Annotated in this window: 20 protein-coding genes and 1 pseudogene; 8 read left to right on the forward strand and 13 right to left on the reverse strand. The window is 35.7% G+C overall.

Features of this window, described 5'->3' with window-relative positions:
- Positions 1–141 precede the first annotated feature (141 nt).
- Entirely contained in the window at positions 142–666 is a 525-nt protein-coding gene (gene ftnA, locus JMI89_RS03040) for a non-heme ferritin (protein WP_220679307.1), read from the forward strand.
- A gap of 113 nt (positions 667–779) precedes the next feature.
- Here ftnA and JMI89_RS03045 read toward each other — a convergent pair whose 3' ends face one another.
- Complete coding sequence (locus JMI89_RS03045; RefSeq protein ID WP_220679308.1) at positions 780–1,421, reverse strand: 4'-phosphopantetheinyl transferase superfamily protein; 642 nt, start codon at positions 1,419–1,421, stop codon at positions 780–782.
- 112 nt (positions 1,422–1,533) lie between these two features.
- Between JMI89_RS03045 and metC the strand changes: the two genes are divergently transcribed.
- Positions 1,534–2,763: a cystathionine beta-lyase gene (gene metC / locus JMI89_RS03050; protein ID WP_220679309.1), complete on the forward strand. Its 1,230-nt coding sequence runs from the start codon at positions 1,534–1,536 to the stop codon at positions 2,761–2,763.
- A 27-nt stretch (positions 2,764–2,790) separates the two neighbouring features.
- The gene (tilS, locus tag JMI89_RS03055) at positions 2,791–4,128 is read left to right on the forward strand and encodes a tRNA lysidine(34) synthetase TilS (RefSeq protein ID WP_220679310.1); all 1,338 of its coding nucleotides are present in this window, start codon (positions 2,791–2,793) and stop codon (positions 4,126–4,128) included.
- A gap of 214 nt (positions 4,129–4,342) precedes the next feature.
- Here the strand turns inward: tilS and rpoH are convergent, their stop codons facing one another.
- From rpoH to nagE, 7 genes and pseudogenes are all read right to left on the reverse strand, one after another.
- Positions 4,343–5,203 carry an RNA polymerase sigma factor RpoH gene (rpoH, locus tag JMI89_RS03060; protein WP_187756301.1) on the reverse strand — a complete coding sequence of 287 codons (861 nt, stop codon included), beginning with the start codon at positions 5,201–5,203 and terminating at the stop codon, positions 4,343–4,345.
- Positions 5,204–5,391: 188 nt separating this feature from the next.
- Positions 5,392–6,354, reverse strand: coding sequence for a permease-like cell division protein FtsX (gene ftsX, locus JMI89_RS03065; RefSeq protein WP_187756300.1), 963 nt, complete (start codon positions 6,352–6,354; stop codon positions 5,392–5,394).
- On the reverse strand, positions 6,341–7,012 hold the full coding sequence (gene ftsE, locus JMI89_RS03070) for a cell division ATP-binding protein FtsE (protein WP_187756299.1): 672 nt from the start codon (positions 7,010–7,012) through the stop codon (positions 6,341–6,343). The genes ftsX and ftsE overlap by 14 nt, the downstream gene beginning before the upstream one ends.
- 5 nt (positions 7,013–7,017) lie before the next feature.
- A pseudogene (ftsY, locus tag JMI89_RS03075) lies at positions 7,018–7,947 on the reverse strand (signal recognition particle-docking protein FtsY); the annotation flags it as partial.
- 177 nt (positions 7,948–8,124) lie between these two features.
- Entirely contained in the window at positions 8,125–8,937 is an 813-nt protein-coding gene (locus JMI89_RS03080) for a shikimate 5-dehydrogenase (protein WP_187756298.1), read from the reverse strand.
- A 23-nt stretch (positions 8,938–8,960) separates the two neighbouring features.
- Entirely contained in the window at positions 8,961–9,560 is a 600-nt protein-coding gene (locus JMI89_RS03085; RefSeq protein ID WP_255562842.1) for a pseudouridine synthase, read from the reverse strand.
- An 88-nt stretch (positions 9,561–9,648) separates the two neighbouring features.
- On the reverse strand, positions 9,649–11,118 hold the full coding sequence (gene nagE, locus JMI89_RS03090) for an N-acetylglucosamine-specific PTS transporter subunit IIBC (RefSeq protein ID WP_370633706.1): 1,470 nt from the start codon (positions 11,116–11,118) through the stop codon (positions 9,649–9,651).
- A gap of 313 nt (positions 11,119–11,431) precedes the next feature.
- Between nagE and nagB the strand changes: the two genes are divergently transcribed.
- The 3 genes from nagB (at position 11,432) to JMI89_RS03105 (ending at position 14,795) form a co-directional block, all read left to right on the forward strand.
- A complete protein-coding gene (gene nagB / locus JMI89_RS03095) occupies positions 11,432–12,238 on the forward strand; it encodes a glucosamine-6-phosphate deaminase (RefSeq protein ID WP_187756296.1) in 807 nt (268 codons plus the stop codon).
- 42 nt (positions 12,239–12,280) lie between these two features.
- Complete coding sequence (gene nagA, locus JMI89_RS03100) at positions 12,281–13,420, forward strand: N-acetylglucosamine-6-phosphate deacetylase (RefSeq protein WP_220679313.1); 1,140 nt, start codon at positions 12,281–12,283, stop codon at positions 13,418–13,420.
- A 148-nt stretch (positions 13,421–13,568) separates the two neighbouring features.
- Positions 13,569–14,795, forward strand: coding sequence for an ROK family protein (locus JMI89_RS03105; RefSeq protein ID WP_187756294.1), 1,227 nt, complete (start codon positions 13,569–13,571; stop codon positions 14,793–14,795).
- Between the two features lie 45 nt (positions 14,796–14,840).
- On the opposite strand, the gene asd is transcribed toward JMI89_RS03105, so the two are convergent.
- Positions 14,841–15,944 carry an aspartate-semialdehyde dehydrogenase gene (asd, locus tag JMI89_RS03110; protein ID WP_220679314.1) on the reverse strand — a complete coding sequence of 368 codons (1,104 nt, stop codon included), beginning with the start codon at positions 15,942–15,944 and terminating at the stop codon, positions 14,841–14,843.
- Between the two features lie 308 nt (positions 15,945–16,252).
- On the opposite strand from asd, the gene JMI89_RS03115 reads away from it, so the two are divergent.
- Positions 16,253–17,443 carry an MFS transporter gene (locus JMI89_RS03115; protein WP_187756292.1) on the forward strand — a complete coding sequence of 397 codons (1,191 nt, stop codon included), beginning with the start codon at positions 16,253–16,255 and terminating at the stop codon, positions 17,441–17,443.
- 149 nt (positions 17,444–17,592) lie between these two features.
- Complete coding sequence (ettA, locus tag JMI89_RS03120; RefSeq protein ID WP_220679315.1) at positions 17,593–19,260, forward strand: energy-dependent translational throttle protein EttA; 1,668 nt, start codon at positions 17,593–17,595, stop codon at positions 19,258–19,260.
- Between the two features lie 88 nt (positions 19,261–19,348).
- Here the strand turns inward: ettA and mdtI are convergent, their stop codons facing one another.
- The 4 genes from mdtI to recJ form a co-directional block, all read right to left on the reverse strand.
- Positions 19,349–19,678, reverse strand: a complete 330-nt coding sequence (gene mdtI / locus JMI89_RS03125) for a multidrug/spermidine efflux SMR transporter subunit MdtI (RefSeq protein ID WP_220679316.1) — start codon at positions 19,676–19,678, stop codon at positions 19,349–19,351.
- Positions 19,679–19,694: 16 nt separating this feature from the next.
- A complete protein-coding gene (locus JMI89_RS03130; RefSeq protein WP_187756289.1) occupies positions 19,695–20,021 on the reverse strand; it encodes an SMR family transporter in 327 nt (108 codons plus the stop codon).
- 393 nt (positions 20,022–20,414) lie between these two features.
- Positions 20,415–21,797, reverse strand: coding sequence for a UDP-N-acetylmuramate:L-alanyl-gamma-D-glutamyl-meso-diaminopimelate ligase (gene mpl / locus JMI89_RS03135; protein WP_187756288.1), 1,383 nt, complete (start codon positions 21,795–21,797; stop codon positions 20,415–20,417).
- A 192-nt stretch (positions 21,798–21,989) separates the two neighbouring features.
- Entirely contained in the window at positions 21,990–23,723 is a 1,734-nt protein-coding gene (gene recJ, locus JMI89_RS03140; RefSeq protein ID WP_187756287.1) for a single-stranded-DNA-specific exonuclease RecJ, read from the reverse strand.
- Positions 23,724–23,795: the final 72 nt, after the last annotated feature.

Raw genomic sequence — 23,795 nt, forward strand, 5'->3', positions numbered from 1 at the left:
ACTGTCATTTCGATATATACTCACCGCCCTTAAACTAACAAGTCAATTAAGGGAAATGGCAATTATTTTTAGTGCTGAATAAATATGCCAGCATGTCGATACCATAATAATATAAATCTAAAATGATCTGGGAGCCCTATTATGTTAACCAATGAAATGACAAAAAAACTCAATAATCAACTTAATCTTGAATTTTATTCATCCAATCTCTATTTGCAAATGAGCGCTTGGTGTGATGATCAAAATTTTTCAACCTTTGCCCGCTTTTTACGTGATCATGCTAAAGAAGAGATGGCTCATATGCAGCGTTTATTTGATTATGTACAAGATTGTGGTGCATTTGCTATTGTTGGGCAAATTGATGCACCAGAAACAGAATACGCCTCATTAAGTGATGTATTTAATAAAGCTTATGCTCATGAGATTAAGATCAGTCAAGCGATTAACGATTTGGTTGATTATGCGTTAACACAAAAAGATTACCCAACGTTCCAATTTTTACAATGGTATGTTGCTGAACAGCATGAAGAAGAAAAACTCTTTAAAACTATTGTCGAAAAACTGGAATTAGTGGGTAACAATAAACGTGATTTATTTTTTATGGATAAGGATTTTAATCAAATGTTGTCTGAATCCGGTTTACTTGCTAATAATCATGAGGCATAGGTTATTTATACATTATGATATGCCTGAGTTGAAAATATCATTAACATTTCTTTTAAATTAAGATGTTAGAGGCTTTATTTTTGATAAAGTTTCTAACAGTGATAAGATGATTTTTATTGATTAAGGCATATTTGAGTGATTGGCTGTTCACAACAAATCGATAAATAAATTTGTTCCAAAGGTTGATGATGGTAATAGAAATTATCGGCAAAAGAGGCGGAAATCTGTTTTTTTTGCATATTTAGTTGTAATTCTTTCATTTGCCAAACACTTTTGGCATATAGTTTTAAGGCTGCTTCCCGTAAGGTCCATAATTGCCAAAATGCAGATAATCCGTCGGTTTGTTGATTTAACCAAGTATTTTCATGTTCGGAAAAAAACTGTGCAGCGATTTTGCGATACTGTTTTCTTGGTCGATCCTGTTCAATATCAATCCCGATTTTCCCATTACTGCATATAGCTACTGCCACATAATCTCCACTATGACTGATATTAAAATCGGGTAAATTTGTTTTTTCAAACTGTGGGCGTTGGTTGTTTCCAATAATAATTAATGGTAGACAAGATATCCCATAATGATCATTAAGTAATTCGGCTAGTAAATAACGACACGTAATAAATTGTTTTTGGCGTTTACCGTGTAATTGTTTTGCATGATTGATCACTTGGGGTGAAATTAATGGTGATGCTAACATCGCTGAAATATCAAACTGATTAACATTTGCCAATTGAGCTAAAACGTAGTTTTCCCGCATATTGATAAGTGATAATTAAAAATTATGATTATTTTAACAGGATTTTGCAGAGTTGTTTTAAAACATGTTATGCTAATTAACGAATATTGATAATAATCATTGAGAAAACACTATGAAATTTCCAAATGAAGTACAAACTACTTTGGTACATGCTGGTCGTGACAAACGTTTTACCCAAGGCGCAGTAAATAGTGTAATACAACGCGCTTCTTCAATTGTGTTTGATTCTGTTGAGGACAAAAAAAAAGCTACCGAAAAACGTACTCAATATGAACTATTTTATGGACGCCGAGGTACTTTAACGCATTTTGCTTTGCAAGAAGCAATGTGTGAATTGGAAGGAGGAGCGGGTTGTTATTTATATCCATGCGGCGCAGCAGCCATAACTAATGCCATTTTAGCATTTGTTAAAACGGGTGATCACATTTTATTAACCGAAGGGGCTTACGAGCCGACACAAGAATTTTGTAATGAAATTTTAACTGACTTAGGGGTTAAAACTGATTATTTTCCTATTCTTGTTGGCGAGAATATTGCCGAATTTATCAAACCTAATACCAAAGTGGTGTTCCTTGAAGCACCAAGCTCAGTAACTATGGAAGTCCATGATATTCCAGCTATTGTGAAAGCGGTACGCAAAATCAATCCAGAAATTGTGATTATGCTGGATAATAGCTGGAGTGGCGGCGTGTTTTTTCCAGCATTAGCTCATGATATTGATATTTCAATACAAGCCGGTACTAAATATTTAGTTGGTCATTCTGATGCGATGATTGGTACAGCAGTAGCAAATGAGCGTTGCTGGCCACAACTGCGTGAACGTAGTTATTTAATGGGGCAAATGTGTGATGCAGATACCGCCTACATCACTGCTCGTGGACTACGAACCTTAGCTGTGCGCTTAAAACAGCATCAGGAAAGTAGTTTAAAAGTGGCTAAATGGTTAACTAAGCACCCGTTAGTTGAGCGAGTTAATCATCCAGCTTTAGCCAGTTGTAAAGGTCATCAGTTTTTTAAACGAGATTTTCTTGGTCATAGTGGATTATTCTCTTTTATTTTAAAAGAGCGTTTGAGCGAAGCTCAGTTAGCAGAATTTTTAGATGAATTTAAGTATTTTTCAATGGCTTTTTCGTGGGGCGGATTTGAATCATTAATTCTCGCTAACCAACCAGAGGATATTGCTCGTATTAGACCGATTAGTGGAGTTGATTTCGACGGAACTTTAATTCGTATTCATATCGGATTAGAAGATGTTGATCATTTGATTGCCGATTTAGAAGCAGGACTTAATCGCATTAATACCAACAAAAATAAAATCACTGCGTTACAGTCATTAGTATAAATCAGTTTTTAATTTATAGTATCAATTATGGGAAAACGAGCTATAACGCAGGCTATTGAGCATACAGTATTAAACCGAATTGGTGAGCATCGTGATATTTTAGTCGCTTATAGCGGTGGTATTGATTCTACCGTTTTAGTGCATGCTTTAGTCCGTTTAAAGCAGCAAGTATTACCTGAATTGCAATTAACAGCAATTTATATTCATCATGGTATTAGTACCAATGCAGATGACTGGGCAAAACATTGCCAGCAGCAGTGTCAACTTTGGCAGATACCTTGTGTAGTCGAAAAAGTGAGTCTACGGCTAGACCAAGGTAATATTGAAGCTCAAGCCAGAGCTGCACGTTATGCAGCTATAGCTAAACATTTTAATCAACAAACGATTTTATGCACAGCCCAACATCTCGATGATCAATGTGAAACATTTTTATTAGCATTGAAACGAGGCAGTGGTCCAGCTGGATTATCGGCTATGCCGGAACAGAGTTTGTTGGCAGATCATCTGTTATTGCGTCCTTTATTAACAATTTGTCGCCACCAGATCGAACAGTATGCTCAAGCGTATCATTTGCAATGGATAGAAGATGAAAGTAATCAAGATGACCATTACGATCGTAATTTTCTGCGTTTAAACGTTTTGCCACTACTTAATCAACGTTGGCCACATTTCAGTCAAATGGTGGTGCGTAGTGCTGAACTTTGTCAACAGCAAGAACAGCTCCTAAATGAGTTACTGGCTGAAACGTTAGCACAATTAACAGATAAGCAAAAAAGCTTGTCCATCCAACCATTATTATCTTTTTCCGCGGTAAAGCGTAATGCTTTATTACGGATGTGGCTAAAATGCAGCCAAGTTATAATGCCAAGTCGTAAACAATTAGCCATGATTTGGCAAACCGTTATTTTAGCCAGAGAAGATAGTAATCCAACATTTTTATTGGCGGATAAACAGATTCGTCGTTATCAAAATCGCCTTTATTTGTTGCCTCGCTATCAGGATTTGCGTGTGAACAAATTAATCTGGCAGTTAACCAATCCATTGATACTACCCGATAATGTCGGCATATTATCTGCAAATTCTGCACAAGGTAATTGTCGTTTACCGCATGAGAATGAGCTGGTGAGTGTCAGATTTTCTGCCCATGGGCAATTGCAAATTGTTGGTCGTAACGGTTCTCGATCAATAAAAAAATTGTGGCAAGAACTGAATATTCCGCCTTGGATGCGTAGTCGTATTCCGCTTATTTTTTATAATGAAACATTAATTACAGCTGTCGGTGTATTTGTAACGCAGGCAGGTAAAGGCGAACAGATTCGGTTTATCATAAATGACGGTGACCATTCAACATCTCATGTTGATTAGTTATTGAAATAAAATTTCATCACTAATGGTGTTTATACTGGATTAGCTCACCTTTTCAAGAACATTTAATAACAACTATACTAAATTGGCATTTTCAATGCCGATGGTCACAATATATTAAATTTAATTTAACATTACTGATTAAATTGTAATACATAGCATCGTTAATAAAAATCCCAGTTAAAACTGGGATTTGATATAAAATCGATTAGTGTTACGCTTCAATGGCAACACGTAATTTTTGCATAGCATTTTTTTCAAGTTGACGTATTCGTTCTGCCGAAACGTTATATTTTGCTGCAAGCTCTTGTAAAGTTGATTTGCTGTCATCCGCATCTAACCAACGAGCTTTGATAATATCCTGACTACGTTCATCTAATTGGGATAATGCATCGTGTAGTTTATCCGTGGCATCATTTTCCCAGTTGTCTTCTTCAATCGATTTTGAGAAATCTGATGAGGTATCTTCTAAATAAAGTGCCGGTGCAACTACTGAATTATCATCATCTTCGCTATCAATATCAAATGACATATCTTGCGCAGACATACGTGATTCCATTTCCATGACATCTTTGCGTGATACGCCAAGCTCATCGGCAACCATAGCGACTTCATCATGACTAAACCAACCTAAACGTTGTTTTGTTTTACGTAAATTAAAGAATAACTTACGTTGTGCTTTGGTCGTTGCAACTTTAACAATTCGCCAGTTTTTCAACACATATTCATGAATTTCCGCTTTAATCCAATGAACAGCAAAAGAGACTAATCGTACACCCATTTCCGGATTAAACCGACGTACCGCTTTCATCAAACCAATGTTACCTTCTTGGATTAAATCCGCTTGTGGTAATCCATAACCAGAGTATCCGCGTGCAATGTGTGCGACAAAACGCAGATGTGATAAGATCAGTTGTCTAGCAGCATCTACATCATTATGATAGTAAAGCTTCTCACCTAATTCTTTTTCTTCTTCTGCGCTCAACATTGGATAGGTGTTGATCATTCGTAGATAAGCATCAACATTTCCTTGTGGAATTAAAGCAACAGACTGCATCTTTAATTCGTTACTCATATCAATTCTCCCCCTTGTGGGATTACTTGTGATTATACCTTAATCACTAAGTAAAAATTCTGTATTGTAATAATAAACCCTAGATCTTTTATTACGTCTTGCTAAATTAGACTATAAAACTGTGATTTAGTTCACCATTTTTACATGTTAATTTGGTTATATTGGTTCAATAACTCTAAATCATAAAATTAATTAATATGTGGCATATTTAAATACTTTTTGGTTGCTAATAAAGCTGATAACCAACCTATCATCGTTGCAATTAAGATGATAAATAAACTTTCATCCCAATTTAAACCTTCTAAGTTGAATATTGTTCCAAAAACTGAGGAAACATTCAAGATAATCGCATCTATTCTAAAGATAAATATTTCCGATAATATTAATGCTAAAATCGCACTAATGAAACCATTAAACATGCCACTATATAAAAAAGGTCGTAAAATAAAGCCATCAGTAGCGCCAATAAGTTGCATAACAATAATGGTTTGTCGGCGACTAAAGATAGCTAACCGGATACTATTACCAATAACTAATGCTACGGCAATCATCATAAAAATTGAAATTGTCCATACAATGGTTTTAACCATGTCTGTAAAGGTGGTTAACCGAGTAAACCAACTATCATCAAGCCTAACATCATCAACGCCTTTAAGTTTAACGATTTCAGTTTGTATTGCATGTAAAATTGCCGTTTGTTTGGCTTCATCTTTGGGCATAATGATAGCAACCGCGGGAAGGGGATTTTCATCTAATAATTCTAACGCTTCGCTAAAACCAGACCATAATTTAAACTCTTGGAGTGTTTCATCGCGCGATAAATAGTTTACCCTTTCTACTTCTGGAAATTGGGTAATTTGTTTAATTAAATTATCAGTATCCTTTTGATTAAGTGTTTTATTGATATAGACGGTTAAATTTGGCGTTGGGTACCATTGATGTGCGGCTTGATTAGCATTTTTCCATAATAAATAGCCAATGGTTGGTAAGGTAATAGAAATTGCAATCACAATAATGGTGAGTAGAGAGGCTATAGCATGTTGACGAAAATCATTATATACATTTTGCCAAGCATAATGGATTTGCCTTTTCCAACGTGGGAAGAAAGAATTATCATCCCGTTGTTGATTGTTTTTTCTAATCCTCAGCATGCCTATCCCCAGTTAGTCTACCTTGATTTAAATTTAATATGCGACGATGTTTACGTCGAATTAAGCCTAAATTATGGGTTGCCATAAGAACGGTCACCCCAGTTTGGTTAAGTTCTTCAAATAATTTTAGAATATCCTTGGATAATTTATCATCTAAATTACCGGTCGGTTCATCGGCGAGTAAAACCATTGGACGATTAACAATTGCCCTAGCGATCCCAACACGTTGTTGCTCACCACCTGATAATTGAATAGGGTAAAATTTCATTTTATCGATTAAACCGACCTTATCCAATGCAGCAGAGACACGACGACGAATTTCTTCAAGTGGTTTACCTAATATGATCAAAGGGATTGCTACGTTATCATAAATAGTATGATCCATTAATAATTGGTGATCTTGAAAGATCATGCCAATATTACGACGTAAAAACGGGATATCTTGTTTTTTTAATTGACTAACATCATGACCGTTTAAAATTACTTGACCATCATTAGCCCTTTCTAATCCACAAATTAAGCGTAATAAGGTACTTTTACCTGCCCCAGAATGACCCGTTAAAAAAGCCATTTCTCCTTTATTGAGGTGAAAATCAATATTTTGTAGTGCGGGTCTGCCACCAGAATAAGCTTTACTGACACGTTTAAATCGAATCATATATCTTAATTTTCTTCCGTTGTTTGGTCAAACAATGCTTCTATGAAATCATCGGCGATAAATGGTCGTAAATCATCAATTTTTTCACCGACCCCAATAAAACGAATAGGAATATTAAATTGATCAGCAATACTGAAGATTACGCCACCTTTAGCAGTACCATCAAGTTTAGTTAAGGTAATCCCTGTTACCCCAACTGCTTCATTAAAAATTTTGGTTTGACTGATGGCATTTTGTCCAGTACTGGCATCGATGGTTAGCATAATTTCGTGTGGTGCTGTTTCATCTATTTTTTTCATTACACGTACGATTTTTTTCAATTCATCCATTAAATGGCTTTTATTTTGTAGTCGTCCGGCGGTATCTGCAATAAGTACATCGATCTTTCGGGATTTAGCTGCTTGAATAGCATCGAAAATAACAGATGCTGAATCAGCATTGATATGCTGGGCAATAACGGGAATATCATTTCTTTCTCCCCATACTTGCAGTTGTTCGACCGCAGCGGCTCTAAAGGTATCGCCAGCGGCTAACATAACTGATTTGCCTTGATTTTGAAATTGTTTGGCTAATTTACCTATAGTAGTCGTCTTACCTACACCATTTACACCTACCATTAGAATTACATAAGGTTGATGTGTTTGTATATCTAATGGTTGATCCACTTTGGTTAAAATCGCCCGTAATTCATCTTTTAAAAGTTGATTTAAGGCTTCAGCATCTTTTAATTGTTTACGTGATGCGTGCTCAGTCAAAGAGTGAATGATTTTTTGCGTAGTATCAATACCAACATCAGCAATTAATAATTGTTCTTCAAGTTCTTCGAACAATTCATCATCGATTTTCTTTCCTTTAAATAAACTAAATAAACCAGAACCAATATTTTGTTTGGTTTTGAATAATCCATTTTTTAAGCGGGCAAAAAATCCAGTTTTTTTCTGTTCACTCATATTGTAAATCGCTCCAATTTCTATTGGTAATATTTTATTATTGTCTAAAATCTCAGTTTTCTCAAATGTCTTTCAAAATAAATAAATCCATTTTTTATATTTTTAAAAGGTTTATTAATGAATTATGTGCCATTTTCTTACATACCGTATTTATAACGTTAACTAAAGTGGTTGACTGGCAATTTCAGCGGCAATACGAATCTGCTCTGCGCTGGGTATTTTTCCCGTATATAAAATAAACTGTTCAACGGCTTGTAATATCATGACCTCTTTACCCGTAATCATTATTTTATGTTGTCGTTTAGCTTCATTTATTAATGGTGTATTTGTCGGTATTGCGACCACTTCAAAAATCACTGTTGCTTGTGAGATCAATTCTCTGGAGAATGATAACTGTTTGGCTTCTTCTCCCCCATCCATACCGATGGATGTAGCATTAACTAAAATATCATAATTTTTTTGAGGTGTAGTTTGGTGAGGGTAGTGGTATTTTTGTGATAATTGCAATCCTTTTTCGCTATTACGCGCTAAAATAGTAACATCTTTAAAACCAGCATCGTGAAAAGCAGCAATCACGGCTTTGGCCATTCCACCACTGCCGTGGATAATTACGGATTGCTTGGGGGCAAGCTTATATTGGTTGATCAATTTACGAATTGCAGTGTAATCGGTATTATAGGCTTTTAAATAACCACCATTATTAACAATAGTATTGACGGAATCTATTGCTTTTACCGAATCGGTTAATTCATCTAAAAAAGGGATACAAGACTCTTTAAATGGCATCGATATTGCGCAACCGCGAATGGCTAAAGCACGAATTCCAGTAATCGCATCCTGAATGCTGTTGGTCGTAAATGCTTTATAAATATAATTTAAATTTAATTGTTGATATAAACTATTTTGAAAGCGTGTACCAAAGTTACCTGGTCTACCTGATAGTGACATACAAAGTTGAGTATCTTTATTAATCATAATAACTACTCCTGTTAAATGTATTATGTTGTTTTATATAATGTAAATTTATTTAATGATTGCCACTTTCCTAATTCAAGATGATGGTCAAATAGATTAAATTCGCCGATTTGAACTCTTACTAATCTTAGACATGGAAATCCCACAGCAGCACACATGCGCCTAACTTGTCGATTTTTCCCTTCTGTAATGGTCAAACTTAACCATGAGGTTGGGATGGTTTTTCGTTCACGAATAGGTGGATTTCTTTGCCATAAGGTGGTTGGTTCAGTAATGATTTTAGCTTTGGCAGGTTGTGTTCTGAATTCTTTAAGTTGTACCCCTTGCTGCAAATGGTGAATGGCATTTTCGGTTAATTCACCTTCAACTTGTGCCCAGTAAGTTTTTGTTAATTTAAATTTTGGTGATGCTATTTTAGTTTGAAGCTTTCCATTATTTGTGAGCAACACTAATCCTTCACTATCAGTATCTAATCTACCAGCAGGATAAAAATTGGGTAATGAGATATACTGTTTCAAAGTGGGGTGGATTTGATGTTCGGAAAACTGACAAATGACCCCATAAGGTTTATTAAATACAATTAATGACATCGCCATAATATTAGAATCTCGTAAATAACTCATAGCAATTATAACATTAATTATTATAAATAACCTATCTGCATAAAAAACCGGGCATAAGCCCGGTTTTTATGGAAGAAATGTAGTATTTTTAGACAAGTTTTTTCATTTGGTCAGCTATTTTTTCTGCTTGTTGACCAACTACGATTTGTACACCACCTTTTCCTAATTTAATCACGGCCATGGCTCCTAAAGCTTTGGCATTAGCCTCATTGATTAAATCAGAATTTTTAACATTTAAACGTAAACGAGTTATACAAGCATCGATATTGGTTAAGTTTTCTTTACCACCCACAACTGCTAAATATTGTTGTGCTAAACTGTTAATATCTTCTTTGGTTGTATGTGTTGATTCTTCAGTCGGTTGTTCACTGTCATCATTTTCACGGCCAGGCGTTTTTAGGTTGAATTTAACAATGACAAAGCGGAAGACGACATAATATATAACAAAGAAGGCTAAACCTTGTACAATCAGCATATACCATTGAACGGCTAAAGGATTACGAGATTGCAGTAACATATCAACTAAACCAGCACTGAAACCAAAGCCAGAAATCCATTGCATAGTTGCTGCGATATATAGCGAAACACTGGTTAATAAGGCATGAATCACGTAAAGTTGTGGTGCTACGAACATAAATGAGAATTCAAGTGGTTCAGTAATCCCCGTAAAGAAGGCAGCAAAAGAGGCTGCTAGCATGATAGAAGCTGTTTTGTCTTTATTACCTTTTTTAGCTGTATGATACATTGCTAATGCTGCACCAGGTAAACCAAACATCATAATTGGGAAGAAACCAGCTTGATAACGGCCGGTAATACCAATTACTGCTGAACCTGCATTGATAGATTTTTGTCCGCCTAAGAAGTTAGGAATATCGTTGATACCCGCAACATCAAACCAAAATACAGAGTTAAGTGCATGGTGTAAACCAACCGGAATAAGTATGCGGTTGAAGAAACCATAAATACCAGCACCGATAGATCCTAAATCTTTAATGTTTTCACCAAATACGACTAGACCGTTGAAAATAAATGGCCAAATATAAAGTAGTGCAAACGAAACATACAACATAACAATCGATACAATAATTGGTACTAATCGTTTGCCACTAAAAAATGCTAATGCCTTATGTAATTCAACACCACTAAAACGGTTGTAAAGTTCAGCCGAGATAACACCGACTAAGATACCAACAAATTGATTATTAATTTTTGCGAAAGCAGGTGAAACATGTTCAATTGCGGTGGAAGTTAAAAGTGAAACAGATTGTGGTGATAACAAGGTGGTAATCACTAAAAAACCAACCAGTCCACTTAACGCAGCCGCACCGTCTTTATCTTTAGACATTCCATAAGATACACCAATTGCAAATAAGATTGGCATATTATCAATAATAGCGGCACCAGATTTAATTAAAAAAGCGGCAATTATACTGTTAGTACCCCAACCTTCCGGGTCAACCCAGTATCCAACGCCTAAAAGAATTGCTGCTGCAGGTAACACAGCAACTGGAACCATTAGCGAACGCCCAATGCGCTGTAAATAAGCTAGAATTCCCATAAATTTTTTACTCCCAAAATTGTCATTCATATGTTGTTTATTTATGCTTATTATTTGACACTATAATATTTTACTTAACAAATTAATTATACTATTTTGTGACAAATATCACTAAATTTTTATACAAAATTAAGTTGCATATAAGCTTTTAACGGCTATTTATTTTATAATATAAAAAAACTTTGTAAAAATTAGTTATATTGGATAAAGTAGCGAAATAATATATTGGAAGCGAAAATAAGTACATTGTTATCCTTTCATTAAAATAAATTTAAACATACTAATAAAGCAAGATTTGTACAGGAGAAACTAAATGCGTTTAATTCCATTAAAACATAGTCAAGAAATTGGAGCATGGGCTGCGGATTACATTGTTAAAAAAATTAATAGTTTTAACCCCACTGCTGATCGTCCATTTGTTCTAGGTTTACCAACTGGAAGTTCTCCTTTAGTGATGTATCAACAATTAATTAAACGTTATCAAGCTGGTTTAGTTAGTTTTAAACATGTGGTAACATTTAACATGGACGAATATGTAGGAATCCCTGAAGATCACCCACAAAGTTACCACACCTTTATGTTTCAAAACTTTTTCAATCATATTGATATTGATAAAAGCAATATTCACATTCTAAATGGTAATGCAACTGATATTGTTAAAGAGTGTGAAGATTATGAAGAAAAAATAAAATCATACGGAAAAATTGATCTCTTTATTGGTGGCGTCGGGCAAGATGGTCATATTGCATTTAATGAGCCAGGATCATCTTTACGTTCACGTACTCGTATTAAAACATTAACTGAAGATACTCGAATTGCCAATTCACGTTTTTTTGATAATGACATCAGTCAAGTTCCTCAATATGCTTTAACGATCGGGGTTGGAACGTTGATGGATGCTAAGGAAGTGATGTTACTTATTTCAGGTCACAATAAAGCGTTAGCTTTACAACAAGCTGTTGAAGGTGCGGTTAATCACTTATGGACCGTTACAGCGTTACAAATGCACGCTAAATCATTGGTAGTGTGTGATGAAGCCAGTACAGAAGAATTAAAAGTTAAAACATTAAAATATTTTAAACAACTGGAAGCAAAAAATCTTGAGGTTACAATTTTGTAATCTTTGTTAACCCATTTAAATTATTTGAGGCGTTAAAATATAATGTATGCATTAACTAATTGTCGAATTTATACCGGATTAGAAATCCTTAATGATCATGCTGTTGTAATTGATGGTGATAGAATTGTTGATGTGTGTCATCAAGATGCGTTACCACAAAATATAACGGTTGAAAATTTAAAAGGTGCCATATTAGCTCCCGGTTTTATCGATATCCAGTTGAATGGTTGTGGTGGTGTTCAATTTAATGAAACCATGGAATCACTCAGTATTGAAACTCTTGAAATTATGCAAAGAACTAACCTATTAACCGGATGTTCTAGCTATTTACCAACTTTAATTACGTCAAGCGATGAATTTATGCGTAAAGGCGTTGAAGTTATGCGTGAATATTTGAAAAAGCATAAACATCAAGCACTTGGACTACATTTAGAAGGTCCATATATTAACGTTGAGAAAAAAGGTATTCATAATCCTGCTTTTATTCGTCAACCATCACAAGAAATGATAGATTTCCTATGTGAAAATGCGGATGTGATTAAAATTATTACCTTAGCACCGGAAAAAGTGGATAAACGTTTCATTCGTCAATTAAGTGATGCCGGTATTCATGTATCAGCTGGTCATACCAATGGAACTTATGAAGATGCTCGTGAAGGGTTTAATGCCGGTATCCGTATGGGAACACATTTATTCAATGCCATGCCTGCGATAGCTGGTAGAACGCCGGGTGTAGTTGGTGCGATTTATGACGAACAAGAAGTGTATAGTGGTATTATAGCTGATGGACTTCATGTAAGTTGGGCAAATATTCGTAATAGTCATAAAATTAAACGTGATAAGTTAATTTTAACCACCGATGCGATCATGCCGGTTGGTACTAATATGACCGAATGTACTTTTGCTGGTAAAACCATTTATTATAAAGATGGTAAATGCACCGATATTAACGGTACATTAGGTGGTTCGGCACTAACTATGATCGAAGCGGTTAAAAATGCGGTCAATTATGTTGGTATTGCACTTGATGAAGCTTTAAGAATGGCGACATTATATCCAGCTAAGGCGATTAGTGTCGATAAGGATCTGGGTACTATTACTGTGGGTAAAATTGCAAATATTGTCGTGTTCAGTCATGAATTTGTTGTTGAACGTATGATTGTTAATGGTGAATTAGTTTAATCTTTGCCTGAGTTAATTAAGAAGTGGATCGTTTTTAGCGATCCACCTCACAAAATTTCCGCCTTATTCAGGATAAGTTGACGAAAACTGCTAATTAAGGAGATTTCAGTATATAATCTTGGGTAAAAATAATTGTTAGGATGACCTCATGGCTTTTAATTATCTGAATTTAGTTGGCAATGCGGAATTGATGAAACAACTAAATTATGCAATGATTTATCGGCTAATAATACAACAAAGCCCCATTTCACGAATTCAATTGGCTGAAAGCAGCCAACTCGCACCAGCAAGTATTACTAAAATTACCCGTCAGCTTTTGAATAAAAAATTAATTAAAGAAGTTGATATTCAACAATCTACCGGGGGGCGTCCAGCCGTTTCGATTGTGGCTAAATTTGATTATTATCAGGCGATTTCGATTCAATTGAGTCGTTCTCATGTGATGATTGAGCTATATGATCTTGGTGCTAAATCCTTAGCCAGTAAACGGATCCCTTTAAATGATTTTACACAGCAGCAAACTCAAAACTATTTAATTAGTTTAATTGAATTATTTTGTCAAGAACAACAAAAAAAGATTAAACATCTGATTGCTATTGCGGTGGTAATGCCAGGGGTAATCGATTCTGTAAAAGGCATCGTCCGTTATACCCCACATATTCATGTGGATAATTGGGCTTTATGCGATATATTAAAAACAAAATTTGATGTTCCTATATTTATTGGCAATGATGTTCAAAGTTTAGCATTGGCAGAAAGTTATTTTGGTTCTACCCAATCGGTAGAAGATTCAATTTTAGTGCGTGTTCATCGTGGTGTAGGTTCTGGAGTGATAATTAATCAACAGCTATTAATGAATCACAATCAAAGTGCCTGTGAAGTGGGTCATATACAAGTTAATGAGCTTGGCGAACGATGTCATTGTGGTAATTTTGGTTGTTTAGAAAATCAAGTGGTAAATAATGCAATTGAGAAACGAGCAAAATTATTGTTAGAACAAGGGTATCGAAGTAAGTTGACAGTCGATAAATGTGATATTTTGACTATTTGTCAATTGGCTAATCAGGGGGATGAATTAGCCGAAAAACTGATTAAAAGTGCTGGTGAAAATCTGGGACGAGCGGTGGCAATGATGGTTAATATCTTTAATCCTCAATGTGTTGTGGTTGCCGGAGAGATTACAAAATCGCCTGAAATTTTACTCAATGCGGTTAATAATGCATTATATTCACAAAGTTTAAAGCAATTGCGTGAAAATCTTATAATAAATTGTTCAAGCTTAGATGATCGCTCAGCGATCGGCGCATTTGCATTAGTACAACAATCATTATTTGATGGATCATTATTAATGGCGATTTTAGAGAATAAGTCATAAATAAAGCAACTCGCTACATTGCATTGTAGCGAGTTAATTTTATTGTTAGCATAAAATGCTTAACATTCTGCGCAATGGTTCAGCTGCACCCCAAAGTAATTGGTCACCAACATTAAATGCTGATAGGAAGTCTTTTCCCATATTTAATTTACGTAAACGACCTACCGGTGTGGCTAATGTGCCGGTTACTGCTGCTGGGGTCAGTTCTTTCATGGATAATTCGCGATCATTGGGAATGACTTTAACCCATTGATTATGTGATGCTAACAGTTGTTCGATATCTGGAATAGCAATATCTTTCTTCAGTTTTATGGTGAAGGCTTGGCTATGGCAACGTAATGCCCCAATGCGTACACATAAACCATCGATTGGAATAATACTGGATGTACCGAGAATTTTGTTGGTTTCAGCCTGACCCTTCCACTCTTCACGGCTTTGACCGTTGTCTAATTGTTTATCAATCCATGGAATTAAGCTACCAGCAAGTGGCACACCAAAGTTATCTGTTGGTAGTGAACCATCACGCATTTTTGCGGTAACCTTTTGCTCGATATCTAAAATAGAAGAGTGAGGATTGGCTAATTCTTTAGCAACATCAGCATGTAGCATTCCCATTTGAGTAAGTAATTCGCGCATATGGCGCGCACCACCACCTGAAGCCGCCTGATAAGTTGAAACAGATACCCAATCTATCAGATTAGCGGCAAATAAACCACCAAGAGACATCAGCATTAAGCTAACGGTGCAGTTACCGCCAACGAAGGTTTTGATGCCATTATTCAGTGCAGAATCGATATTTGCACGGTTAATTGGGTCTAAAATGATGATAGCATCATCTTTCATTCTCAATGTTGATGCTGCATCAATCCAATAGCCCTGCCAGCCGGCATTACGTAATTTAGGATAAATATTGGTTGTATAATCACCACCTTGACAAGTAACAATAATATCTAGGGCTTTTAAGGCTTCAATATCGTTGGCATCTTGTAATAAACTTGTTTTGCCCGTAAAATTTGGTGCAGTTTGACCTGCTTGAGACGTCGAAAAAAAGATAGCATTGATTCTATCAAAATCGCGTTCTTGGACCATTCTTTGCATAAGAACCGATCCGACCATTCCTCGCCAACCAATAAAACCTACATTTTTCATAATTAATTATCCAATTTTGAGCTAATATTATTTGTCGTGGATAAAACCACATTCCATGATTATGTCTATTAAAGCAAAATACCAGTATAAAACAAGTTAGATAATAAATTATTTTAAGATAATAAATCGTTATAACTACTGATTATGATTGCTCTATAATGACGATCCAAAATCGTTATCAAAAAATGAAATAGTACACAGTGAAAATTGTCTATTGTGTTGTATTTTTATCCACCTATTAGCCATTGCATTTATGGATTGCAATATTATAATGCACGATTTATTTGATTAATTTATTGATCTTGAATATGAATTCATCACAATCACCGGCGCTATCTTTATGGGTAATAATATTAATGGCGATTGCTGTTGGTATCGCTGTAGCGAGTAATTATTATGCTCAACCATTATTACACTCGATTACTAATGATTTAAATATTTCGATTGAAAATGCTGGTATTATCATTACAACAGCCCAATTTAGTTATGCTGTGGGTTTGTTATTTGTAGCACCACTAGGTGATAAAATTGAACGTAAGGTATTGATTATTAATTTAATGATATTAACAACATTAGGATTAATTATCAGTGCGTTGGCTAATTCATCAACGCTGCTTATTGTAGGAACAGCTATTGCAGGTATCTTTTCAGCGGTAGCTCAGGTGCTCATCCCCTTTGCCGCTACGCTAGCATTACCAAACCAACGCGGTAAAGTTGTAGGAATTTTAATGAGTGGTATGCTGTTAGGAATTTTATTAGGTAGAACCTTTGCCGGTGCGATCTCAACGATGACTGATTGGCGAATGGTTTATTGGGTAGCTGCTGCTATCATGTGTGTGGTGACATTATTATTAAGCTATGCTTTACCGCGTTATAGTCATAAAAGTCATCTTAATTATTGGAAGTTGATTTTTTCTATTTTTGGACTCTATCGGCATGAGCATGTATTGCGGATTCGTTCACTAATTGGCGGTATTGCGTTTGCACTGTTTTCACTTCTTTGGACGCCACTAGCTTTTCTACTGACCGATTCTCCTTATCATTATTCTGATTTTGTGATTGGATTATTTGGGTTAGCCGGTGCTGCAGGCGCAATGAGTTCACCAATTGCTGGGCGGTTATCGGATAAAGGTAAGGGCAATGTATTAACAACCGTAGGATTGATTTTATTGCTACTATGTTGGTTACCATTATCGCTAGCAAAAATATCGATTATTGCATTAATTATTGGCATTATTATCATTGATTTTGCTGTACAGTTAACCCATATTTCATCCATGAATGATATATATCAAGGTAATCCAGCGATGCGTACGCGCTTAAATGTCGGCTACATGCTAAGTTATTTTACAGGGGGCATGTTAGGTTCGTTATGCTCAACGTATCTTTATGCCCATTACGGCTGGTATGCAATAGCGATAGCCAGTGTCGGATTAGCGATAATAGGTATTGCGTTATGGTGGCACTATCTTTATTCATTAAGGCAACAGACTGTTTAAAAAGAATACGGAAAATTCCGTATTTATCATGGTAAGAGGAAAATTTTTCTAAATTAGGTTAAGCGGTAAATCGCGATATTTGCTAGACCGATGCAAATTATCCATTACAATATACGACATCATTTTTAGGTTAATTAACGGAATACATAATGGCACAATATGTTTTTACGATGAATCGAGTGGGAAAAATAGTTCCACCCAAACGTTATATATTAAAAGATATTTCACTCAGTTTTTTTCCTGGCGCAAAAATTGGTGTATTAGGTTTAAATGGTGCAGGTAAATCGACACTATTACGTATTATGGCAGGTGTTGATACCGAAATTGAAGGTGAAGCGCGTCCACAACCAGGGTTAAAAATTGGTTATTTACCACAAGAACCAAAACTCAATCCAGAACAAACGGTGCGCGAAGCTGTAGAAGAAGCGGTTAGTGAGGCTAAAAATGCCTTAACACTGTTAAATGAAGTGTATGATGCTTACGCTGATCCTGATGCTGATTTTGATAAATTAGCAAAACAGCAAGCTGAATTAGAGGCGATCATCCAAACGCATGATGCGCATAATTTGAATGTGCAATTAGAACGAGCTGCCGATGCATTACGCTTGCCTGATTGGGATGCGAAAATTGGAAATTTATCAGGTGGTGAACGTCGTCGTGTGGCATTATGTCGTTTATTGTTAGAAAAACCGGATATGCTGTTATTGGACGAACCGACCAACCATTTAGATGCTGAATCAGTCGCGTGGTTAGAACGTTTCTTACATGATTATGAAGGCACTGTGGTGGCCGTAACCCATGACCGCTATTTCTTAGATAACGTTGCCGGTTGGATTTTAGAGCTTGACCGGGGTGAAGGGATACCTTGGGAAGGTAACTACTCTTCATGGTTAGCTCAAAAGGAGCAACGCTTAGCACAAGAAGCATCTACAGAATCGGCACGCCGTAAATCCATTGAGAAAGAGTTAGAATGGGTACGACAAAATCCGAAGGGGCGCCAAGCAAAGAGTAAAGCGCGTATGGCACGTTTTGATGAGCTTAACAGTACCGAATATCAAAAACGTAATGAAACTAATGAGTTATTTATACCAACTGGACAACGATTAGGCGATAAAGTGATTGAAGTGGAACACCTGACTAAATCGTATGGAGACAGAGTACTCATTGATGATCTTTCTTTCCGCATTCCGAAAGGGGCGATTGTTGGAATTATTGGACCAAATGGTGCTGGTAAATCAACATTATTTAGAATGTTATCTGGTCAAGAGAAAGCGGATTCTGGTACGATTACGCTTGGCGATACTGTGCAATTGGCTTCAGTGGATCAATTCCGTGATAAAATGGACGATAAGAAAACGGTATGGGATGAGATTGCCAATGGGCAAGATATTATGCGAATTGGTAATTTTGAAATTCCTAGCCGTGCTTATGTTGGTCGATTTAACTTTAAAGGGGTTGATCAACAAAAACGCGTTGGCGAGCTTTCCGGTGGTGAACGCGGTCGAGTCCATTTAGCGAAATTACTACAAGTAGGCGGTAATGTTTTATTATTGGATGAACCTACTAACGATTTAGATGTTGAGACTTTGCGTGCGTTAGAAAATGCCTTATTGGAATTCCCTGGTTGTGCGTTAGTGATTTCCCATGACCGTTGGTTTTTAGATCGGATTGCTACCCACATTCTTGATTATCAAGATGAAGGTCACGTGGCGTTTTTTGAAGGTAATTTTACCGAATATGAAGAGTGGAAAAAACGTACTTTAGGGGCTGAAGCATTAGAGCCAAAACGTGCTAAATATAAACGTATTAGTAAATAATTGGTCCTTATTTAACCACTTATGATGCATATCTGTTATTTTTAAAGCCGAATATTTCGGCTTTTTATTTGTAAAGTATAAAAAATGGTTAAGCAAGTTTAAGTAGCGTCATGCCAATAATTAAGCCTGTCACGCCTAACCATCCACGCCAATTTAATTGTTGACCGAATAAAAATTTTCCGGCGAGTGTGGTCGCAATCAGACCAAATCCCCCCCATAATGCATAAGCAACAGATAAATCTATCGTTTTAACTGCTTCGGCTAAACAGGTAAATGCAATTAAAACAAATAGAATGGATAAAATGCCAAAGATCTTATTTTCAAAGCCGTTAGAGTATTTTAAGAAGATATTAGCTACAATATCTAATATTGCTGCCAGAATTAAAAAACTGAAATTATACCAATCAAAATTAAACATATCGTTCCTATTATTATTAAGTTGTTTTTTCCCCAGATTCAATAAGCGCTATGCTGGCAAAGATAATGATCAGACCTAATATTTTTTGTCCATTCATGGGATCATTAAATAGCGTAATACTAAAAAAGATGATAAATATCGTGCCAATACCTTCCCATAATGCATAGGCGATACCGATGGGAATTTGTTTGACCGCAATGGCAAGGCAGAGATAGGAACAGGTGATCATAATATACATAACAATATGACCCAATTGATAACCATGGAGAGAGGCATACTTCATTGAAATCGTACCGGTAACTTCAAATAAAATGGCTAATAATAAAAATAATCGATAAAACATACGATTGCCTAAATAAATTTAAATTTTTAAATTGCTTTATAACGACAATATTGACTTTAATATAATAATTTTTTACGTCTAAATGCGTGATATCATTGAGATAACTAAATGGCTAACAGGATTAAGACTGATTAAAGCGAAGATCGCCAAAGAAACTCGCCTGCTAGAATTGAAGAAATATAAAATACAAATGTTAGTGTTTGAACCGAGAACATAAATTTATCATTGAATTAATATGTTAGCTTATACACTATCAATCATAGCATAGCTGTGCTAAAAAATCATCTTTTGAGAATTAATCTACATTTTTAAAAATTAATCAAATGATATTGATTAAAATGTCAATGCGATTAATCTCAAATCAAAAAATTCAGCAAAATAATATTGCCGAGATTAAAGCGATTCTTGCTTCAATTGTTTTTGTTTATTTAATTTATCGATAATTTTTTGATGAATGCCGCCAAAGCCCCCATTACTCATGATTAAAATCACATCTTTGGATTTAACATCTTTCGCGATCATTTCAATGAGTAAATCGAGATCACTTGACCAGTAAGCCGGTTGCACACATTGTTCGGTAATTTCTGAAACGAGCCATGGTAAATTCTCTGGTTGGTAAATGAATACTTCATCAGCGCGACCTAAGGCAGGAGCAATCTCATCCTTGCTGATACCTAATTTCATGGTATTAGAACGAGGTTCAAGTACAGTGAATATACGGCGATTGGCACCGACTTTACTTCTTAAAGCTTCAAGTGTGGCTAAAATTGCGGTTGGATGATGAGCAAAATCATCATAAATTTCAATATCATCAACTTTGCCATATAATTCTAATCGGCGTTTAGCATTAACAAACGAACTTAATGTTTGGCAGGCCATTTCAGGTGTAATACCGACATTTTTTGCTGCGGCAATAGCCATTAGGGCATTATGCATATTATGCTCACCGACTAAATCATAACAAACTTTGCCGACTAATTTTTGCTGAAAATAAACATTAAATTGACTTGCATCATTAGTGATTTTTTCGGCTTGCCAGCCAGTTTCAGATTCTGTTTGAATTTGTTCACTCCAACAACCTCTAGATAAAATATGTTTGATACTAATATCTTCTTGCGGTGAGATAATCAATCCTTTACTAGGCACTAGTCTCACTAAATGTTGGAACTGTTTTTGGATTGCACGCAGATCATCGAAAATATCAGCATGATCATACTCAACATTATTTAAGATCAATGTTTTTGGGCAATAATGCATAAATTTGGAACGTTTGTCAAAAAAGGCACAATCATATTCGTCAGCTTCAATGACGAAGAAAGGGCTTTCTCCTAAACGAGCTGAAACATTGAAATTACCAGGTACCCCACCAATTAAAAAACCTTGTTGATAGCCTGCCTGTTCTAAAATCCAGTTTACCATACCGGCAGTTGTTGTTTTTCCATGGGTACCGGCAACAGCAATGACCCAACGATCTTTGAGAACATTATCATGTAACCATTGAGGTGCGGAAATATACGGAATATTGTTATCTAATATGTATTCAACACAAGGATTACCTCGTGACATCGCATTACCAATAATCACTAGATCTGGTACCGGATCCAGTTGGCTTGGATCATAGCCATCAATTAACTGAATATTTTCTCGTTCAAGCAAGGTGCTCATTGGGGGGTAAACATTTTTATCCGATCCGGTTACATTATGTCCTAACGAACGCGCTATCAGAGCGATTCCCGTCATAAAGGTGCCGCAAATTCCTAAAATGTGAATGTGCATGGTAAATCCTTAATTAATTATTGCTAGTAAGTTATTATACTTATCTTAACATAAATTGATACTTCAGCTGGTTAAATATTCAGCGCTATTTTGGTGCACAATGTGCTGTGTACAATCTATTATCAGTCTATCTGAATTAATACATCCATCAGAAAATATGACATATTTTGAATGATTTGCTAGTATTAATGATTAGCTGATAGGCCAAAGATGACGAATTAACAAATTGATCGTTTCATTACCTCTAAAGTCATTGACTTCAAGGTGATAAACAATTTCTACTTTTTTGACTGATTGATCGGGCCAATAATTTAAGTCAATATTAAATGCGATAGCATTAAGTAATGGTCCTCCAGCTAAGGGTTCAAGAACCATCCTAAGATGTTTCGTGCCAATGAGCTTTTGTTGATGAACTAAAAATATACCATCAAAGATCGGTTCTGGAAAATTTGCACCCCAAGGACCGCTTTCTTTTAAGATCTTGGCCGTTTCGATATTAAAATACTTATTTTCAATCTCTCCATCGGTTTCGATCTCATTTTTTAGGCTGACTGTCTTGAGTACATTGCTGACTTCCTCTTCGAAATAACGGGTAAAAGTAGCTAAATTGGCTAGGGGTATGGTCAAACCGGCAGCCATAGCATGGCCACCAAAACCGCTAATTAGTTTAGGATCACGATTATGAATGATCTCTAGAACATTACGTAAATGAATATTATTAACCGAGCGTCCCGAACCTTTCAAAAAACCATCATCAGTTTTAGCAAATGAAATAACAGGACGATAGAATTTATCTTTTATACGTGAAGAGAGTACACCAATAACACCTTGATGAAATTTAGGATGGTAGATGACAAAGCTATTAGGAATTTCGGTAGTGGTTTTCTCGAGCTTATCAATAAATGATAAAGCTTCTTTTTGCATTGCTTGCTCAATCGCTTTTCTGTCACTATTGAGTTCTTCTAAAATATCGACGATTTCTAATGCACTATGTTCATCTTTAGCTAATAATAATTCAACGCTTAATGACATATTATCCATTCTGCCTGCGGCATTTAAACGTGGGGCTAGATAAAATGAAAGATCTTGTGCCGTTAATTTTTGTATATTACGCCCAGCACTCTTACTAAGTGCTTTTATTCCAGCACAACAGTAACCGGCGCGTATACGGCTTAATCCTTGTTGCACTAATATGCGATTATTTTGATCAAGATTAACCACATCGGCTACAGTACCTAATGCGACTAAGTCAAGTAATTGGGCTAAATTGAATTCAGATAACTGATGTATTTCGAACCAATTATGTTGTCGTAATAACGCTCTAAATGCCAACATAAAATAAAATGTTACCCCAACTCCAGCTAAATTTTTAGATGGAAATGGGCAATCATTTAAGTTGGGATTAATTATTGCATCAGCAGCAGGGAGGACTTCTGGTGCTAAATGGTGATCAGTTATGATCACTTGGATATTATGTTGTTTGGCATAATCCACCGCCTCTACCGCTGAAATTCCATTATCAACAGTGATAATTAATGCTGCCTGTTGTTCAATGGCTCGTTTAACCACTGAAACGCTTAAACCATAACCATCCTCAAAACGATCAGGAATAATATAATGAACATTTTTTATGCCAAATTGATTTAAAGCGGTCATAATCAGTGCGGTGCTAGTTGCTCCATCGGTATCAAAATCACCGACAATGAGAATTTTTTTTTCGGTTAATACCGCTTGATAAAGTAATTCTGTAGCCTGATCAATATGGGTAAGTTGTTGATATGTTAATAATACTTGTGTTGAGTGATTCAATTGTTCGTTAGCAGTTATACCACGCGCAATATAAATTCGTTGTAATAAAGGATGAATGGTATCTGGAAGTTTTATTGTTTTATCGACTTGGCGTCGTTTTATCACAGCATTTAACATAATATATAATTTTTATAGAGTTAGGTTTATGCATTAGCATAAACCTATTTCGGCGATTAAATAAATGTATTT

This window comes from Frischella sp. Ac48 (assembly GCF_019641635.1).
GTDB lineage: Bacteria > Pseudomonadota > Gammaproteobacteria > Enterobacterales > Orbaceae > Frischella > Frischella japonica.

Excerpts from the sequence above, each read along its gene's own strand:
- JMI89_RS03105 (WP_187756294.1), top strand. The coding sequence starts at position 13,569 with ATGGCTTTTAATTATCTGAATTTAGTTGGCAATGCGGAATTGATGAAA.
- JMI89_RS03085 (WP_255562842.1), bottom strand. The coding sequence starts at position 9,560 with ATGAGTTATTTACGAGATTCTAATATTATGGCGATGTCATTAATTGTA.
- JMI89_RS03080 (WP_187756298.1), bottom strand. The coding sequence starts at position 8,937 with ATGATTAATAAAGATACTCAACTTTGTATGTCACTATCAGGTAGACCA.
- ftsX (WP_187756300.1), bottom strand. The coding sequence starts at position 6,354 with ATGCTGAGGATTAGAAAAAACAATCAACAACGGGATGATAATTCTTTC.
- recJ (WP_187756287.1), bottom strand. The coding sequence starts at position 23,723 with ATGTTAAATGCTGTGATAAAACGACGCCAAGTCGATAAAACAATAAAA.
- nagE (WP_370633706.1), bottom strand. The coding sequence starts at position 11,118 with ATGGGAATTCTAGCTTATTTACAGCGCATTGGGCGTTCGCTAATGGTT.
- nagB (WP_187756296.1), top strand. The coding sequence starts at position 11,432 with ATGCGTTTAATTCCATTAAAACATAGTCAAGAAATTGGAGCATGGGCT.
- ftnA (WP_220679307.1), top strand. The coding sequence starts at position 142 with ATGTTAACCAATGAAATGACAAAAAAACTCAATAATCAACTTAATCTT.
- ftsE (WP_187756299.1), bottom strand. The coding sequence starts at position 7,012 with ATGATTCGATTTAAACGTGTCAGTAAAGCTTATTCTGGTGGCAGACCC.
- rpoH (WP_187756301.1), bottom strand. The coding sequence starts at position 5,203 with ATGAGTAACGAATTAAAGATGCAGTCTGTTGCTTTAATTCCACAAGGA.
- mpl (WP_187756288.1), bottom strand. The coding sequence starts at position 21,797 with ATGCACATTCACATTTTAGGAATTTGCGGCACCTTTATGACGGGAATC.
- JMI89_RS03130 (WP_187756289.1), bottom strand. The coding sequence starts at position 20,021 with ATGTTTTATCGATTATTTTTATTATTAGCCATTTTATTTGAAGTTACC.
- nagA (WP_220679313.1), top strand. The coding sequence starts at position 12,281 with ATGTATGCATTAACTAATTGTCGAATTTATACCGGATTAGAAATCCTT.
- ettA (WP_220679315.1), top strand. The coding sequence starts at position 17,593 with ATGGCACAATATGTTTTTACGATGAATCGAGTGGGAAAAATAGTTCCA.
- metC (WP_220679309.1), top strand. The coding sequence starts at position 1,534 with ATGAAATTTCCAAATGAAGTACAAACTACTTTGGTACATGCTGGTCGT.
- JMI89_RS03115 (WP_187756292.1), top strand. The coding sequence starts at position 16,253 with ATGAATTCATCACAATCACCGGCGCTATCTTTATGGGTAATAATATTA.
- JMI89_RS03045 (WP_220679308.1), bottom strand. The coding sequence starts at position 1,421 with ATGCGGGAAAACTACGTTTTAGCTCAATTGGCAAATGTTAATCAGTTT.
- asd (WP_220679314.1), bottom strand. The coding sequence starts at position 15,944 with ATGAAAAATGTAGGTTTTATTGGTTGGCGAGGAATGGTCGGATCGGTT.
- mdtI (WP_220679316.1), bottom strand. The coding sequence starts at position 19,678 with ATGTTTAATTTTGATTGGTATAATTTCAGTTTTTTAATTCTGGCAGCA.
- tilS (WP_220679310.1), top strand. The coding sequence starts at position 2,791 with ATGGGAAAACGAGCTATAACGCAGGCTATTGAGCATACAGTATTAAAC.